Genomic DNA, 15,512 nt, shown 5'->3' with positions numbered 1-15,512 from the left:
GGCTCCGCCGCGCATGCGCGGGGTTGCGGAAAGCCGGTGCACGCGGGGACGGCGGGCGCCACTGGGAAGCCTTCCCCGTGGGGCGAAGGCCCACAAGGCCGTACGAGGTGAGGGAATCGGCCATAACGCCTGTGACGGATGTGCCTGGATCTGCGTCCAGTGCCTGGCGGTGCTCGGGTGTGCGGAGCGGAAGGGGCGGTCGGCCCGCCCGGGGTCGCACGCCGCCGGACGGCCGTGCGCCGTGGTTGCCGAGTGCCGTGCGCAGCTAACGTCGAGGGTGACGGAGCGGCGCACACCGTGGTGCGTCCCCTCGGATCAGGACGTCCCCTGTAAAGGTGGAATACGTGAAGGCCATTCGTCGATTCACCGTGCGTCCCGTCCTCCCCGATCCCCTTCAACCGCTCAGCGACCTCGCCCGCAACCTGCGCTGGTCCTGGCACACCGAGACCCGTGAGCTCTTCCAGGCCGTCGACCCGGTGGCCGGCCGGGCGGCGGACGGCGACCCCGTGCGCCTGCTCGGTGCCGTGTCCGCCGGGCGGCTCGCCGAGCTGGCCCGGGACGAAGCGTTCCTGCACCGGCTGACCGAGGCGTCCGCCGGTCTCCAGGACTACCTTCAGGGCCCCAGGTGGTACCAGGAACAACTGGTGCAGGGCGTCGAGCTGCCCGCCGCCATCGCCTACTTCTCGCCCGAGTTCGGGGTGACCGCGGCGCTGCCCCAGTACTCCGGCGGGCTGGGCATCCTCGCCGGGGACCATCTCAAGGCCGCCAGCGACCTGGGCGTTCCCCTGGTCGGTGTCGGCCTGCTCTACCGCCACGGCTACTTCCGCCAGAGCCTGTCCCGGGACGGCTGGCAGCAGGAGCACTATCCCGTCCTCGACCCCAACGAACTGCCGCTCACCCTGCTGCGTGAAGCCGACGGGACGCCGAGCGAGGTGGTCCTGGCGCTCCCCGGCGGCCGCTCGCTGCACGCCCACATCTGGCAGGCCCGGGTGGGCCGGGTGCCGCTCCTCATGCTCGACTCCGACGTGGAGGGCAACGCCCCGGGTGAACGCGAGGTCACCGACCGGCTGTACGGCGGCGGCAGCGAGCACCGGCTGCTCCAGGAGATGCTGCTGGGCATCGGCGGCGTGCGCGCCGTGCGGGCCTACTGCCGGCTCACCGGCCACCCGGCACCCGAGGTGTTCCACACCAACGAGGGCCATGCCGGATTCCTGGGCCTGGAACGCATCCGGGAGCTCTCCGGCAACGGCCTGGACTTCGGCTCCGCGGTGGAGTCCGTACGGGCGGGCACCGTCTTCACCACCCACACTCCGGTGCCGGCCGGGATCGACCGCTTCGACCGCGAACTCGTCGCCCGTCACTTCGGGGACGACGGCGAGCTGCCGGGTGTCTCCGCCGAACGCATCCTGCACCTGGGCACGGAGACGTACGACGGCGGCGATCCCGGCGTCTTCAACATGGCCGTGATGGGCCTGCGGCTCGCCCAGCGGGCCAACGGGGTCTCCACCCTGCACGGGGCGGTCAGCCGCGGGATGTTCGCCGGGCTCTGGCCGGGCTTCGACGCCCCGGAGGTGCCGATCACCTCCGTGACCAACGGGGTCCACGCACCCACCTGGGTCGCACCCGAGATCTACCGGCTGCGCACCGAGTCCGGGGGCACCCCGGGGCGGTGGGACTCCGCGGCCGCCATCCCCGACCGGCAGCTCTGGGACCTGCGGCGGACGCTGCGCGAGCAGCTGGTGACCGAGGTGCGGCAGCGGCTGTACGCCTCCTGGCGCACCCGCGGCGCGGAGGCCGCCGAACTCGGCTGGATCGACGGCGTCCTGGACCCCGACGTGCTGACGATCGGCTTCGCCCGCCGCGTGCCCTCGTACAAGCGGCTGACGCTGATGCTGCGCGACCGCGACCGGCTGCGGGGGCTGCTCCTCCACCCGGAGCGCCCGATCCAGATCGTCGTGGCGGGCAAGGCGCATCCGGCCGACGACAGCGGGAAACGGCTGGTCCAGGAGCTGGTCCGGTTCGCCGACGACCCCCGGGTGCGCCATCGCATCGTCTTCCTGCCCGACTACGGGATGGCGATGGCCCAGAAGCTCTACCCGGGCTGCGATGTCTGGCTGAACAACCCGCTGCGCCCGCTGGAGGCGTGCGGTACGAGCGGGATGAAGGCCGCCCTCAACGGCTGCCTCAACCTGTCGGTTCTCGACGGGTGGTGGGACGAGTGGTTCGAGCCGGACTTCGGCTGGGCGATCCCGACGGCCGACGGCTCCGCGATGGACGAGGACCGGCGTGACGACCTGGAGGCCAACGCGCTCTACGAGCTGATCGAGGACCGGGTCGCGCCCCGCTTCTACGACCACGGGGGTGAGGGGCTCCCGGAGCGCTGGATCGAGATGGTCCGCCGCACCCTGGGCACCCTCGGCCCCAAGGTCCTCGCGGGGCGCATGGTCCGTGAGTACGTGGAGCGGCTGTACGCCCCCGCGGCCCTCGCCCAGCGCTCCCTGGACGCCACCACCGCGAGGGAGCTGGCCGACTGGAAGGCCAGGGTCCGGGCGGCCTGGCCGCGGGTGGCGGTCGACCATGTCGAGGCGGTGACGCCCACCGAGGCGGGCGGCTCGGCGGAGCTGGGCTCGACGCTGGCGCTGCGGGTCCGGATCACCCTCGGGGCACTGGAGCCGGACGATGTGGAGGTGCAGGCGGTGGCCGGCCGGGTGGACGCGGCCGACGCCATCACGGACGCCCAGGTGTTCCCGCTGAAGCCGGCCGGGGGCCAGGACCTGGAGGGCCGCTGGCTGTACGAGGGGCCGCTCGCCCTCGACCGCACGGGCCCCTACGGGTACACCGTGCGGGTGCTGCCCGCCCATCCGCTGCTGGCCGGCGGAGCCGAACTCGGCCTGGTGGCGCAGCCGGCGGGGGGAGCGGGCGAGGGTGCGGGCCTGCTGATGCGCTGACGTCCCGTTCTCCCGCTCCCCCGTGGGCCCGGCACCGTTGCACCGGTGCCGGGCCCTTCGTCTCCTGAACGCATGTGCTTGACGTGTCCATGCGATGCATTTAAGTTCCTCACTCATCGCAGGGTTCATCACTCGACTCAGGGTTCATGTCTGTGAACTCTCTTGGTCTCGGGCCGAGTTGCCGGACCTCCTCCGTACCGGAAGGCACCCCCACATGCGCACCGGAACCATCGGGCGCGGCCTCGGCCTCGCCACCTCCCTCGCGGCACTGCTCACCGGCTTCTCCATGGCCCCGGCGCCGGCCCCGGTCGGCCGGGCCGCGCCGGCCCCGGTCCCGGCGGTGGCCGCGGCCCCCGCCGCCTTCACCCACCCCGGCGTTCTCGTCAGCCGCCCCCAGCTGGACTTCGTGCGCGCCAAGGTGCGGGCCGGCGCGCAGCCCTGGAAGAGCGCGTACGACCAGATGATGGCGGGCAAGTACGCCTCGCTCAGCCGGACGGCCAGACCCCGGGCCGTCGTGGAGTGCGGCTCGTACTCCAACCCCAACTACGGCTGCACCGACGAGCGCGAGGACGCGATAGCCGCCTACACGCTCTCGCTGGCCTGGTACCTCACCCAGGACAGCCGCTACGCCGCCAAGGCCGTCGAGATCATGGACGCCTGGTCGGCCGTGATCAAGGACCACACCAACAGCAACGCCCCGCTCCAGACCGGCTGGGCCGGCTCCTCCTGGCCGCGCGCCGCCGAGATCATCAAGTACACGTACAGCAGCTGGCCGAACGCGGGCCGGTTCTCCACCATGCTGCGCGACGTCTACCTGCCCAAGGTCATCAACGGTTCGAACAGCAACGGGAACTGGGAACTGAGCATGACCGAGGCCGCCATCGGCATCTCGGTCTTCCTGGAGGACCGCACCTCGTACGACAAGGCGGTCACCAAGTTCCGCGGACGTGTTCCCGCGTACATCTACCTGACCTCGGACGGTGCGCTGCCGAAGGCGGCGCCCGGCAGCGGACTGGACACCCGCGACAAGATCGTCAAGTACTGGCAGGGCCAGTCGACCTTCGTGGACGGGCTCACGCAGGAGACCTGCCGCGACCTCACCCACACCGGCTACGGTCTCTCGGCCATCTCGCACATCGCCGAGACCGGTCGCATCCAGGGGCAGGACCTCTACCCGGAGATCGCCGACCGGCTGCGCCACGCGCTGGGCCTGCATGCCAGGTACCAGCTGGGGGAGGCCGTTCCGTCGTCGCTGTGCGGCGGATCGCTCAAGGACGACCTCGGCCCGGTCACCGAGGTCGGGTTCAACGCGCTGCACAACCGGATGGGCATCGCGATGACCAACACCCAGACCCTCACCCAGCAGCGCAGGCCCGCCGGGACCGACAACCTGTTCGTCGCCTGGGAGACGCTGACCCACGCGGACAACCCCGGCTGAGCACACGACCGCCCGGGAGGAGTGGGTACTCCTCCCGGGCGGGATGCCGCGTCAGCCGCGGGACATGCGGTGCGGCTGGGTTCAGAAGGTCAGCTTGAAGCTGTTGATCTTTCCGGTGTCGCCCGAGTAGACGTCCTGGACCTTCAGCTTCCAGGTCCCGTTCGCCACCTCCGAGGAGGCGTTGACCGTGTACGTGGTCTGGACGTTGTCCGCCGAGTCGCTGGAGGACGAGTTCTTCAGGCGGTAGGCCGTGCCGTCCGGGGCGACGAGGTCGATGACCAGGTCACCGCGGTAGGTGTGGGTGATGTCCACGCCGACCTTGAGGGCGCTGGGGGCGTTGCCGGTACGGCCGGTGACGTTGACCGAGCTGGTGACGGCCGCGCCGTGGTCCGGGATGGCCGTGACGGTGGTGTTCTCGAAGACCGTGCCGCCGGGGTCGGTGCCGCCGCCGGGACGCGCGCCGACGTTGATGCCGGCCCAGGCGTCGGCCACGGACTTGTACTCGGCGCTGGTCGTGCCGTACAGCTCACCGGCCGCGGCGAGCGTGCCCGTGCGGGCGGCCGCGTAGTTCGTGGTGGAGCTGAACTTGGTGGTGAGCGCCTTGAACCAGATCAGCGCGGCCTTGTCGCGGCCGATGCCGGTCACCGGCAGGCCGTCGGAGGTCGGGGAGTTGTACGAGACGCCGTTGATGGTCTTGGCGCCGCTGCCTTCCGAGAGAAGGTAGAAGAAGTGGTTGGCCGGGCCCGACGAGTAGTGGACGTCGACGTTTCCGATGCCCGAGTACCAGGCGTCCTTGGACGCGCCGTCCCTGCTCGGCTTGTCCTGGTAGCGCAGCGGCGTGCCGTCGCCGTTGATGTTGATCTTCTCGCCGATGAGGTAGTCGCCGACGTCGGTGGCGTTGTTGGAGTAGAACTCCACGGCGGTGGCGAAGATGTCGCTGGTCGCCTCGTTGAGGCCACCGGACTCACCGCTGTAGACCAGGCCGGCGGTGTTGGAGGTGACGCCGTGCGTCATCTCGTGCGCCGCGACGTCCAGCGCGGTCAGCGGGGAGGCGTTGCCGCTGCCGTCGCCGTACGTCATGCAGAAGCAGCTGTCGTCCCAGAAGGCGTTGACGTAGTTGTTGCCGTAGTGGACGCGGGAGTACGCACCGACGCCGTCACCCCGGATGCCCGTCCGGCCCTGGACGTTCTTGTAGTAGTCCCAGGTCTCGGCCGCACCGTAGTGCGCGTCGGCCGCGGCGGTCTCGGCGTTCTGGGGGGTTCCGTCCCCCCAGACGTCGTCCGAGCCGGAGAAGAGGGTGCCCGTGCCGGACGAACCGTGGTTCAGGTTGTACGTCTTGTGGTTGCCGCGACCGGTGTCGGTCAGCGTGTACGAGGGGGCGGTACCGAGGGTGACCTGCCCGCTGTACTCGGTGTTGCCGGTGCCCTTCTCGATGGCCTGCCACTCGTAGAGCTTCGCGCCCGTGGTCGCGTCCGTGACGACGTGCAGCGCGTTCGGGGTGCCGTCGTCCTGCAGACCGCCGACCACGGTCTCGTAGGCGAGCTGCGGCTTGCCGCTCGCCATCCAGACGACCTTGCGCGGCGCCTTTTCGGCCACCGTCTTGTCCGAGCCGTCGGCCTTGGCCGCACCGAGCGCCTGCTTCTCGGCCGCCGCCGGAGCGACGTCCGCGGCCGTGGACACGGCCTTCAGCTGGGCGGTGGTGGCCTTGGAGGCCTTGGTGACGCTCTGGGTCGTACCCGACTTCGACTCCTGGACGATCAGGTCGCCGCCGAGGACCGGGAGCCCGCTGAAGGTGCGCTCGTAACGGGTGTGCGTGGTGCCGTCGTTGTCCTGGATGACGTCCCGGACGACGAGCTTCTCCTGCGAGCCGAGACCGAGGTCCTTGGCGGTGGCCGCCTTGCTCGCGTTCGCGTCGCGGATCAGCTCCGCACGCTGGGAGGGGGAGAGCTGCCTGGGCAGCGCACCGTGATCGGCGCCTGCGGATGCCGCGGCGGTGATGGCGGCGGCGCTGGTCGCGCCGGCCGGTGTTGCTGTGGCTGTGCCGGTCTGGACTCCGGCGGCCAGAAGGGCTGCTGCGGCTATCAGAGCGCCGGTCGCGGTGGCACGACGGCTGGGCGTGGATCTCACGCGGACTCCTTCTGCAAGGGGGGTACCGGCGGCAGGGTGAGCCGTCCGGGCAGAGCAGGCAGTGCGCAGAACGGGGTGAACAGTGTCAGCAGAAGGGTGGTTCTGTCAGGACCGCGTCAACAAGATGGCCGGAATTCGTCCGTTGCCGTAATGGTCATGTTCGTTAAGCGGACGTTTCGCCGATCATCACCGCGATGCCGTCCAGCGTCCTCCCGAGCCCGAATTCGAAGAGGACGTCGAGGTCGAGCTCGAAGGCGTCGTGTTCGAAAAGAGTGTGGAGAACCTGGAAGTGCCCACCTGCCGAGACTGCTTCGAACTGTGGCTCGTTCCGCGCCATCCACTCCTCGTCGGACAGCCCGGTGTCCTGGCGCGCCTGCGCCTCCAGGTCGGCGGCCTGGGCCAGTCCCTGCACATACGCGAAGAGGGTGAGGTGGGTGTGGAGCATGGCGTGCGGGGGCAGCCCGGTGCCCTTCAGCGCGCGCAGCACCCACTCCGTGTACCGCATCGCGTGCGGGGACGCCGTGGGCCGGGTGAAGGAGGCCATCGCCCGGGCCATCCACGGATGACGCCCGTACACCGCGCGCAGCCAGCGGGCGGCGAGCTCCAGCCCGGTCCGCCAGTGCTGCGGCACGGGCCCCAGCGGGCGCTCTCCGAGCGCCTCCTCCGACATCAGCCGCACCAGTTCGGCCTTGCCCGGGACATGGCGGTACAGCGCCATGGTGGACGTGGCCAGGATCGTCGCGACCCGGCGCATCGACACGGACGGCAGGCCCTCGGCGTCGGCCAGTTCGACGGCGGTGCGGACGATCCGGGCGCGGTTCAGCGCCGGCCCGTCCCCGGCGGCGGCGAGGGGCGAAGCGCGATCCGCGACCACGGTGCCGACCCCCGGCACGGCCCGCACCAGCCCCTCCGCGCGCAGCACGGCCAGCGCCTTCGTGGCCGTCGCCATGGCGACGCCCCACTCCCTGACGACCGCGCGGGTGGACGGCACCCGCGCGCCCGGGGCGAGTTCGCTGGAGGCGATCCGCCGGCGCAGCTCGGCGGCGATCCTGAGGTAGGGCGGTTCGGTCGGCACCCAGCGGACTGTACTAGTGCACCAAGGACGTCGTACACCGCTCCGAACTGCCCTTACCGGCCGGGGACCGGGTCGATTCCGGGCCATGCACTACGGCACTGTTTGTGGTGTACGCGGGCTCACTGCTGTGCTCCCGGCATGACTTCCTCACCGCCGGCCGCCCTCGCGGGCCGCCGTGAATGGACCGCACTCGGCGTGCTGATGCTGCCGTTGCTCTTCGTCTCGATGGACGTCTCCATCCTGTTCTACGCACTGCCCGCCATCGGCGCCGATCTGGAACCGGGCTCCACCCAGCAGCTGTGGATCCTCGACATGTACGGGTTCGTGCTGGCCGGGCTGCTCGTCACCATGGGGGCGCTCGGTGACCGGATCGGCCGCCGGAAGGTGCTGATGGGCGGCACGGTCGTCTTCGCCGCGGCATCACTCGCCGCCGCCCTCGCGCAGTCCCCGGAGGCCCTGATCGCGGCCCGAGCGCTGCTCGGGGTGGGTGGCGCCTGCCTGATGCCGTCCACGCTCGCGCTCGTCCGCAACCTGTTCCACGACCGGGAACAGCGCTCCCGTGCCGTCGCGCTGTGGACGACGGTGATGGCCACCGGGATCTCGCTGGGCCCGGTCGTCAGCGGAATCCTCCTCGAACACTTCTGGTGGGGAGCGGTCTTCCTGATCAACCTGCCCGCGATGGCGCTCCTGCTGGTGGCCGCGCCGGCGCTGCTCCCGGAGTCCCGGAGCCCGGTGAAGGCGCGGTTCGACGTCCCGAGCGCCGTGCTCTCGCTCGCCGCGCTGCTGCCGCTTATCCAGGGCATCAAGGAGATCGCCAAGCACGGCTGCCGGCCGCTGCCCGCCCTCGGCATCGCCGTCGGCCTCGTCCTCGGACTCGTCTTCGTCCACCGGCAGAGCCGGCTCACCCACCCGATGGTCGACCTGGCCCTCCTGCGCCGCCGCGCCTACGGGGGGTCGGTCCTCGTCAACCTCCTGGCGATGGCCGCGACGATCGGCTTCGCCGCCTTCTTCTCGCAGTACGTGCAGTCCGTCCTCGGCAAGAGCCCGTTCGAGGCCGCGATGTGGAGCCTGGTGCCGTCCCTCGGCGTCGTCGTCGCCGCACCGGCCGCCGGGGCGCTCGCCGAACGCCTGGACCGCGGATACGTCATGGGCGGCGGGTTCCTCGTCTCGGCGGCGGGCTTCCTCTGGCTCACCGGGACGCGGACCGGCTCCCCGTTCTGGGTGACGCTGGCAGGCTCCGCCGTCTACGCGGGCGGCCTGGTCGCGGCGATGACCCTGGCCAACGAACTCGCCCTGGGCGCCGCGCCGCCCGAGCGCGCCGGCTCCGCCGCGGCCGTCCTGGAATCGGGCCAGGAACTCGGCGGCGCGCTGGGCATGGCGCTGCTCGGCTCGCTCGGCGCGGTCGTCTACGGGCGCGACATGACCGACGCCGCACCCGGCGCCCCCGACGCGGCCCGGGAGACCCTGGGCGGCGCGGTGGCCGTGGCCCGGCAGCTCCCGCCGCGCGGCCAGGACGACTTGCTCTCCGCCGCGTCCAAGGCCTTCACCCACGGCCTGAACACGGCCGCGGCGGGTGCGGCCGCAGCCATGGCGGTGGCCGCGCTGATCTCTGTCGTGGTGCTGCGGCGTGCCGGTGAACCGACGCCGGCCGATGCGGAGGACCGGCTCAGCGCGGAGCCGGCGGGAGGAGCGCTTCGGCACGCGGACGCAGAAGGCCGATGACACGCGGCAGTCGGCCAGGGAGGCGCTCGTGCACAAAGCCCGCCAGGTCGAGAACGACGAGTTGCCCGGCGGCATGGGCGGTGAGCCGTGCGGGCGGCGCCCCCGGCGGCTCCGGGCGACTCCCGCGGAGCGGAACCCGCACCGCAGCCGCGCTCAGACCAGGCTCTCCCGCCAGACGCGGTGCAGGCCCGCGAACCGGCCCGTGCCGCCGATGAGTTCGGCCGGGGCGCCGTCCTCCACGATGCGGCCGTGCTCCATCACCAGGACCCGGTCCGCGATCTCCACGGTCGACAGCCGGTGGGCGATCACCACCGCGGTGCGGCCGTGCAGCACGGTGTCCATCGCCCGCTGCACCGCCCGCTCGCCCGGGATGTCGAGGGAGCTGGTCGCCTCGTCAAGGATCAGCACCGCCGGGTTCGCCAGCAGGGCGCGGGCGAAGGCGACCAGTTGGCGCTGGCCGGCCGAGATCCGGCCGCCCCTCTTGCGTACGTCGGTGTCGTAGCCGTCGGGCAGACCGCTGATGAAATCGTGGGCGCCGATCGCCTTCGCGGCCTGCTCGATCTCCTCGCGGCTCGCGTCCGGGCTGCCGATCGCGATGTTCTCGGCGACGGTCCCCGAGAACAGGAAGGCCTCCTGGGTCACCATCACCACCCCGCGCCGCAGTTCGGGGACGGCGAGATCCCGCAGATCGGTGCCGTCCAGCAGCACCCGGCCGTCGGTCGGGTCGTAGAAGCGGGCCAGCAGCTTGGCGAGCGTCGACTTGCCGGCGCCCGTCGACCCGACCACGGCCACCGTCTGCCCGGCGGGAACGGTCAGATCGAAACGGGGCAGCACCTCACCACCGGTGCGGTAGGCGAAGCTCACCGAGTCGAAGACCACCTCGCGGCCCGGGAGCTCGCCCGTGAGCGGCGGCAGCTCCCGAGGTTCCAGGGCCTCCGGAACCGTCGGGGTCTGGGCCAGCAGGCCCGCGATCTTCTCCAGCGAGGCCGCCGCCGACTGATAGGAGTTGAGGAACATGCTGAGCCGGTCGATCGGGTCGTAGAGCCGCCGCAGATACAGCACCACCGCGGCCAGCACGCCGAGGGCGAGGGTGCCGGAGGCGACGCGGTAGGCACCCCACAGCACGATTCCGGCCACCGCCGTGTTGGCGATCAGCCGGGACCCGACGACGTAACGCGCGTTCTCGATCATCGCGTCGCCGTTCGTGCGCCGGTGCTCGTGGTTCAGCTCCCGGAAGGTCGCGTCGTTGACCGGCTCCCGGCGGAAGGCCTGGACGGGACGGATGCCGTTCATCGTCTCCGCGAACTTCACGATGACCGCGGCGATCGCCGTCGACCGGGCCGCGAAGATCACTCCGGCCCGGCGCTGGTAGAGCCGTACCAGCAGATACAGCGGGGCGAAGGAGAGCACGGCGACGGCGCCCGTCGCGAAGTCCAGCCAGAGCAGCATCAGGGAGATGGAGACGAACGAGAGGACGACCCCGATCAGTTCCTGCAGCCCCTCGCTGAGCAGCTCCCGCAGCGACTCCACATCGGTGGTGGAGCGGGAGATCAGCCGGCCCGAGGTGTACCGCTCGTGGAAGTCCACGCTCAGGGCCTGGGCATGACGGAAGATCCGGCCGCGCAGATCGAGCAGGGCGTCCTGGTTGACCCCCGCGGAGGCCTGGATGAAGGCGTACTGCATGGCTCCCGCGCCGACGGAGCAGAGGGCGTAGCCGATGCCCACGACGATCAGCGGCCCGTAGTCCTTGTCCCGGAACGCGGGCACCCCGCTGTCGATGGCGTACGCGACGAGCAGCGGACCGGCCTGCACCGCGATCTGCTGGACCAGCAGGAACAGCGCGGCCACCACGACCCGGCCGCGGTGCGGACGCAGCAGCGACAGGAGCAGCTCGCGCGTCGCGCCACGGGGAGTGGGCAGGTCGTCGCGGTCGAAGGAGTCCCTGGGCGTCGGCGGGCGCGCGGGACCACGGGGCCCAGTGCCCGGCGCGGACTTCTCCTCGTCCCCGCCGTCGCCGCCGGGTTCCGTGGGCCGTCCCGTCGTGGTGCTGGTCATCGGCTGCTGCCCTCCTCGGCAGGGGCGCTCGCGCCCAGGATGTCGTCGGTCGGGCCTGGCCCCTCGGGGTACGCGTCCTCGCCGTCCGGGAGGTCCGCGCCGGACATCAGCCAGGCGTACTCGGCGTTGCCGCGCAGCAGTTCCTGGTGGGTGCCGACCGCGCTGATCCGGCCCTCCGACAGGAGCGCCACCCGGTCCGCGAGCATCACGGTGGACGGCCGGTGGGCCACCACCACCGCCGTGGTCTCCCGCAGCACGCTGCGCAGCGCGGCCTCGACCAGCGTCTCCGTGTGCACGTCCAGCGCGGAGAGCGGGTCGTCGAGCACCAGGAAGCGCGGCCGGCCGACGACGGCACGGGCCAGCGCGAGACGTTGACGCTGACCGCCGGAGAGGCTCAGCCCCTGCTCGCCGACCTGGGTGTCGATCCCGTGCGGCAGGTCGTGGACGAAATCGGCCTGCGCGACCGAGAGCGCCCGCCGCAGCTCGTCCTCGCCGGCGCCCTCGGCGCCCATCAGGACGTTCTCGCCGACACTCGCCGAGAAGAGCGTCGGCTCCTCGAACGCCACCGACACCAGCTCCCGCAGCCGCTCGCGCGGCATCGCGGTGATGTCCTCGCCGTCCAGGGTGATCCGCCCCGAAGTGGCGTCGTGCAGCCGGGGCACCAGCGCGGTGAGCGTGGTCTTGCCGCAGCCCGTGGCCCCGACCAGGGCCATCGTCTCGCCGGGACGGATCCGCAGATCGATCCGGGCCAGCACGGGAGCGGAACCCTCCGCCGCGTCCGGGTAGCGGAACCGGACCCCCTCGAAGACCATGCCGCCGTCCCCCGAGGCATCCGCGGCCGGGCCACCGGACGGGCTCCCGGCCGCCGGGCGGTGCGTCGCGGTCTCCTCCTCCTCGGCCACGTCCATCACCTCGAAGAACCGCTCGGTCGCCGACGCCGACTCCTGGCTGATCGCCAGCAGGAAGCCGATCGACTCGACCGGCCAGCGCAGCGCCAGCGCCGTGGAGAGGAAGGCGACCAGCGTGCCCGCCGACAGTCCGCCGTCCGCGACCTCGATCGTGCCGAGCACCAGCGCCGCCCCGATGGCGAGTTCGGGGATCGTGGTGATGAGGGCCCAGATGCCGGCGAGCAGCCGCGCCTTGTCCAGCTCCGTGGCCCGCAGCCGCTGCGCGAGGGCGCGGAACGCGAGGGCCTGGCTGCGGTGCCGGCCGAAGCCCTTGACGATACGGATGCCGAGCACGCTCTCCTCGACCACCGTCGTCAGATCGCCGACCTGGTCCTGGGCCCTGCGCGCCACCAGCGAGTACTTCGCCTCGAAGACCGAGCAGACGATCATCAGCGGCACGACAGGGACGAGCAGCACCAGGCCGAGCGTCCACTCCTGGCCGAGCAGAATCACGAAACCGACCACGATCGTGGTGGAGTTGACCACCAGGTAGGTCAGGGGGAAGGACAGGAACATCCGCACCAGCATCAGGTCGGTGGTCCCGCGCGACAGCAGCTGGCCCGACGGCCAGCGGTCGTGGAAGGCGACCGGCAGGCGTTGCAGATGGCGGTAGAGGCCGGCCCGCATCGACGCCTCGACACCGGCCAGCGGACGCGCCACCACCCAGCGCCGGAGGCCGAACAGGAACGCCTCCGCGATCCCGAGCAGCAGCAGATACAGCGCCCCCAGCCAGACGCCGCCGGGGTCCCCGTCGGCGACCGGGCCGTCGACCATCCACTTCAGCACGAGCGGGATCACCAGGCCGAGGCACGAGGCGACGACCGCTATCAGGATCGCGCCGGACAGCCGGGCCCGTACCGGCTTCACATACGGCCACAGCCGCATCAGGGAGCGTGCGGCGGACCGGTCATTGGGCTCTGCATGTTCTTCGGGCATCAGGGGCGAGCCTACGGTTCACCACTGACATCGCTCATCTGCTTTTCTCGTGCGGCCGGGGCCGGACCGCTGGACGTCGTAACGCGGCATCAACCGATCGGCTGATGCCGGTTCGAGCGCGATGGCGGATGCCGCGCGCGGGCCGGCGCCGGGATGCTCGTGGACATGGCAATCATCGAAGTGGACGGGGTGCACAAGGCCTACGCCGGACGCCCCGCGGTGGACGGGGTGAGCTTCGCCGTCGACGAGGGGGAGATCTTCGGGATCCTCGGCCCCAACGGTGCGGGCAAGACCACCACCGTCGAATGCGTCGAGGGACTGCGGGTCCCCGACTCCGGTACGGTCCGGGTCGCCGGGCTCGACCCCGTCGCCGACCATGACCGGGTGACGCTGCTGCTCGGCGCCCAGCTCCAGGAGAGCGAACTCCAGCCCAAGATCACGGTGGGCGAGGCTCTTGAGCTGTACAGCGCGTTCTACCCGAACCCCGCCGACTGGCGGTCGCAGGCCGAGCGGCTCGGCCTGCACACCAAGCTCACCACCCGGTTCGGCCAACTCTCCGGCGGTCAGAAGCAGCGGCTGTCCATCGCACTCGCACTCGTCGGCAACCCCCGGGTCGTGGTCCTCGACGAGCTGACCACCGGGCTCGATCCGCGCGCCCGGCGCGACACCTGGCAGCTGATCGAGGAGGTACGGGAGAGCGGTGTCACGGTCCTGCTCGTCACGCACTTCATGGAGGAGGCCCAGCGGCTCTGCGACCGGATCGCCGTGATCGACAAGGGCAGGGTCGTCGCCCTCGACACCCCGTCCGGGCTGATCGCCAAGGCGGGCAGCTCCACGGTCATCTCCTTCACGCCCGCGCAGCCGCTCGACGACGCCGAACTGGCGCGGCTGCCCGGCGCGGCCTCGTGCGAGAGCCGCAACGGCCGCATCGTCATCAACGGCGACGACGAGACCGTCAACGCCGTGATCTCGCTGCTGGCCCGGCTCCGCATCACCGCGCACCAGCTGCGCGTCGCCGAAGCCAGCCTGGACGACGCCTTCCTCGACCTCACCGAGCACCCCGGCCCCGCCGAGCGGCACGCACTCACAGAACGGGCAGTCTGAGATGGCCACAGCGAACACCGTCCCCGGCCACGGGCCCCGCACCGCCCCGGCGGGCGCCTCCCTCGCGGTCCTCAGGTCCGAGACCAGGCTCTTCCTGCGCGAACCCGGCAGCCTGTTCTGGATCCTCGTCTTCCCGACCGTACTGATGACGATCCTGGGACTGATCCCGTCCTTCCGGGAGCACGACGACGCACTCGGCGGCCGGCGCGTCATCGACCTGTACGTCCCCGTGGCCGTGCTGCTCGCCATGATCATGGCCGGTCTGCAGGCGATGCCGCCCGTACTGACCGGCTACCGCGAGCGCGGCATCCTGCGCCGCATGTCCACCACCCCCGTACGGCCCGCCGCCCTGCTCGGTGCGCAGATCGTCCTGCACGGCGCCGCGGCACTCGGCTCCGCCCTGCTGGTGATGGCGGTCGGCCGGATCGCCTTCCACGTGCGGCCGCCCGGACAGCCCCTCGGCTATCTGCTGGCGTTGCTGCTCGCCGTCGCCTGCGTGCTGGCCCTGGGCGCGCTGGTCTGCGCGATCTCCCGCACCGTCAAGATCTCGGCCGCCATCGGCTCGGTCGTCTTCTTCGTGACGATGTTCACCGCGGGTGTCTGGGTGCCGGTGCAGACCATGCCCGACACCCTGCGCCGCATCGTCCAGGTCACCCCGTTCGGCGCCGCCTCCCAGGCGCTCGACCGGGCCGCGTCCGGTGGCTGGCCGAGCTGGGCGTACCTCGGGGTGGTGGCGCTGTGGACCGTACTGGCGGCGGGGGTCGCGGTCCGCAGGTTCCGGTGGGAGTGACGACCTCGGCCGATCCGGGGGAGACTGCGGCCATGAGCGCGGGGGAGAGGGAAGCCGTGATCCGGGTGGCGACGGCCGAGCAGTGGTGGGAGCGGTTCTTCCGGTACGGACCGTACGGGCTGCTGGCCCTGGCCACCGCGGTCTCGGCGGTGACCGGCGACCTGATCATGTCGCGCCAGGACGTGTACGTCATCGCGGTCCTCGTGCCGTCGGCGCTCGTGCTCCAGCTCTGGTGGGGACGGGTACGGACCGCGTCCGGCCGGACGCCGCAGTTCTACTTCGTCGTCCGCACGCTCCTCGCCCTCGGGCTGACCTGGTGCAACCCCTTCTTCGCCATCTTCGCGACGCTCGGCTACTTCGACGCGGCCCG

At 71.5% G+C, this 15,512-nt stretch carries 9 protein-coding genes and 1 pseudogene; 6 read left to right on the top strand and 4 right to left on the bottom strand.

What is annotated here, in order from left to right; genetic code table 11:
* Positions 1-344: 344 nt before the first annotated feature.
* Together glgP and J1C73_RS15600 are read left to right on the top strand one after the other, a co-directional pair.
* Positions 345-2,948, top strand: a complete 2,604-nt coding sequence (gene glgP / locus J1C73_RS15605) for an alpha-glucan family phosphorylase (protein WP_207316905.1) — start codon at positions 345-347, stop codon at positions 2,946-2,948.
* 214 nt (positions 2,949-3,162) lie between these two features.
* A complete protein-coding gene (locus J1C73_RS15600) occupies positions 3,163-4,386 on the top strand; it encodes an alginate lyase family protein (RefSeq protein ID WP_207316904.1) in 1,224 nt (407 codons plus the stop codon).
* Between the two features lie 81 nt (positions 4,387-4,467).
* On the opposite strand, the gene J1C73_RS15595 is transcribed toward J1C73_RS15600, so the two are convergent.
* Together J1C73_RS15595 and J1C73_RS15590 are read right to left on the bottom strand one after the other, a co-directional pair.
* A complete protein-coding gene (locus J1C73_RS15595) occupies positions 4,468-6,513 on the bottom strand; it encodes a M4 family metallopeptidase (RefSeq protein WP_207316903.1) in 2,046 nt (681 codons plus the stop codon).
* Positions 6,514-6,676: 163 nt separating this feature from the next.
* Positions 6,677-7,588: a TetR/AcrR family transcriptional regulator C-terminal domain-containing protein gene (locus J1C73_RS15590; RefSeq protein WP_207316902.1), complete on the bottom strand. Its 912-nt coding sequence runs from the start codon at positions 7,586-7,588 to the stop codon at positions 6,677-6,679.
* A gap of 138 nt (positions 7,589-7,726) precedes the next feature.
* On the opposite strand from J1C73_RS15590, the gene J1C73_RS15585 reads away from it, so the two are divergent.
* The gene (locus J1C73_RS15585) at positions 7,727-9,310 is read left to right on the top strand and encodes an MFS transporter (RefSeq protein ID WP_207316901.1); all 1,584 of its coding nucleotides are present in this window, start codon (positions 7,727-7,729) and stop codon (positions 9,308-9,310) included.
* Between the two features lie 153 nt (positions 9,311-9,463).
* Here J1C73_RS15585 and J1C73_RS15580 read toward each other — a convergent pair whose 3' ends face one another.
* A complete protein-coding gene (locus tag J1C73_RS15580) occupies positions 9,464-11,365 on the bottom strand; it encodes an ABC transporter ATP-binding protein (RefSeq protein ID WP_207316900.1) in 1,902 nt (633 codons plus the stop codon).
* Positions 11,362-13,248, bottom strand: a complete 1,887-nt coding sequence (locus tag J1C73_RS15575) for an ABC transporter ATP-binding protein (RefSeq protein WP_207316899.1) — start codon at positions 13,246-13,248, stop codon at positions 11,362-11,364. The genes J1C73_RS15580 and J1C73_RS15575 overlap by 4 nt, the downstream gene beginning before the upstream one ends.
* Before the next feature lie 165 nt (positions 13,249-13,413).
* Between J1C73_RS15575 and J1C73_RS15570 the strand changes: the two genes are divergently transcribed.
* The 3 genes and pseudogenes from J1C73_RS15570 to J1C73_RS15560 all read left to right on the top strand — a co-directional run.
* Entirely contained in the window at positions 13,414-14,352 is a 939-nt protein-coding gene (locus tag J1C73_RS15570) for an ABC transporter ATP-binding protein (protein ID WP_207316898.1), read from the top strand.
* Between the two features lies 1 nt (position 14,353).
* Complete coding sequence (locus J1C73_RS15565) at positions 14,354-15,142, top strand: ABC transporter permease (protein WP_207316897.1); 789 nt, start codon at positions 14,354-14,356, stop codon at positions 15,140-15,142.
* Positions 15,143-15,174: 32 nt separating this feature from the next.
* Positions 15,175-15,512, top strand: a pseudogene (locus J1C73_RS15560) (sensor histidine kinase); the annotation flags it as partial.

Origin of the sequence: Streptomyces laculatispora, assembly GCF_017353455.1 — a bacterium.
Taxonomy (GTDB): domain Bacteria; phylum Actinomycetota; class Actinomycetes; order Streptomycetales; family Streptomycetaceae; genus Streptomyces; species Streptomyces laculatispora.
This window is presented reverse-complemented; position numbering and strand designations above follow the sequence as displayed.

Bases quoted from the DNA above. Each gene is read 5' to 3' on its own strand.
- J1C73_RS15600 (WP_207316904.1), top strand. From the start codon at position 3,163: ATGCGCACCGGAACCATCGGGCGCGGCCTCGGCCTCGCCACCTCCCTC.
- J1C73_RS15585 (WP_207316901.1), top strand. From the start codon at position 7,727: ATGACTTCCTCACCGCCGGCCGCCCTCGCGGGCCGCCGTGAATGGACC.
- J1C73_RS15580 (WP_207316900.1), bottom strand. From the start codon at position 11,365: ATGACCAGCACCACGACGGGACGGCCCACGGAACCCGGCGGCGACGGC.
- J1C73_RS15575 (WP_207316899.1), bottom strand. From the start codon at position 13,248: ATGCCCGAAGAACATGCAGAGCCCAATGACCGGTCCGCCGCACGCTCC.
- J1C73_RS15570 (WP_207316898.1), top strand. From the start codon at position 13,414: ATGGCAATCATCGAAGTGGACGGGGTGCACAAGGCCTACGCCGGACGC.
- J1C73_RS15565 (WP_207316897.1), top strand. From the start codon at position 14,354: ATGGCCACAGCGAACACCGTCCCCGGCCACGGGCCCCGCACCGCCCCG.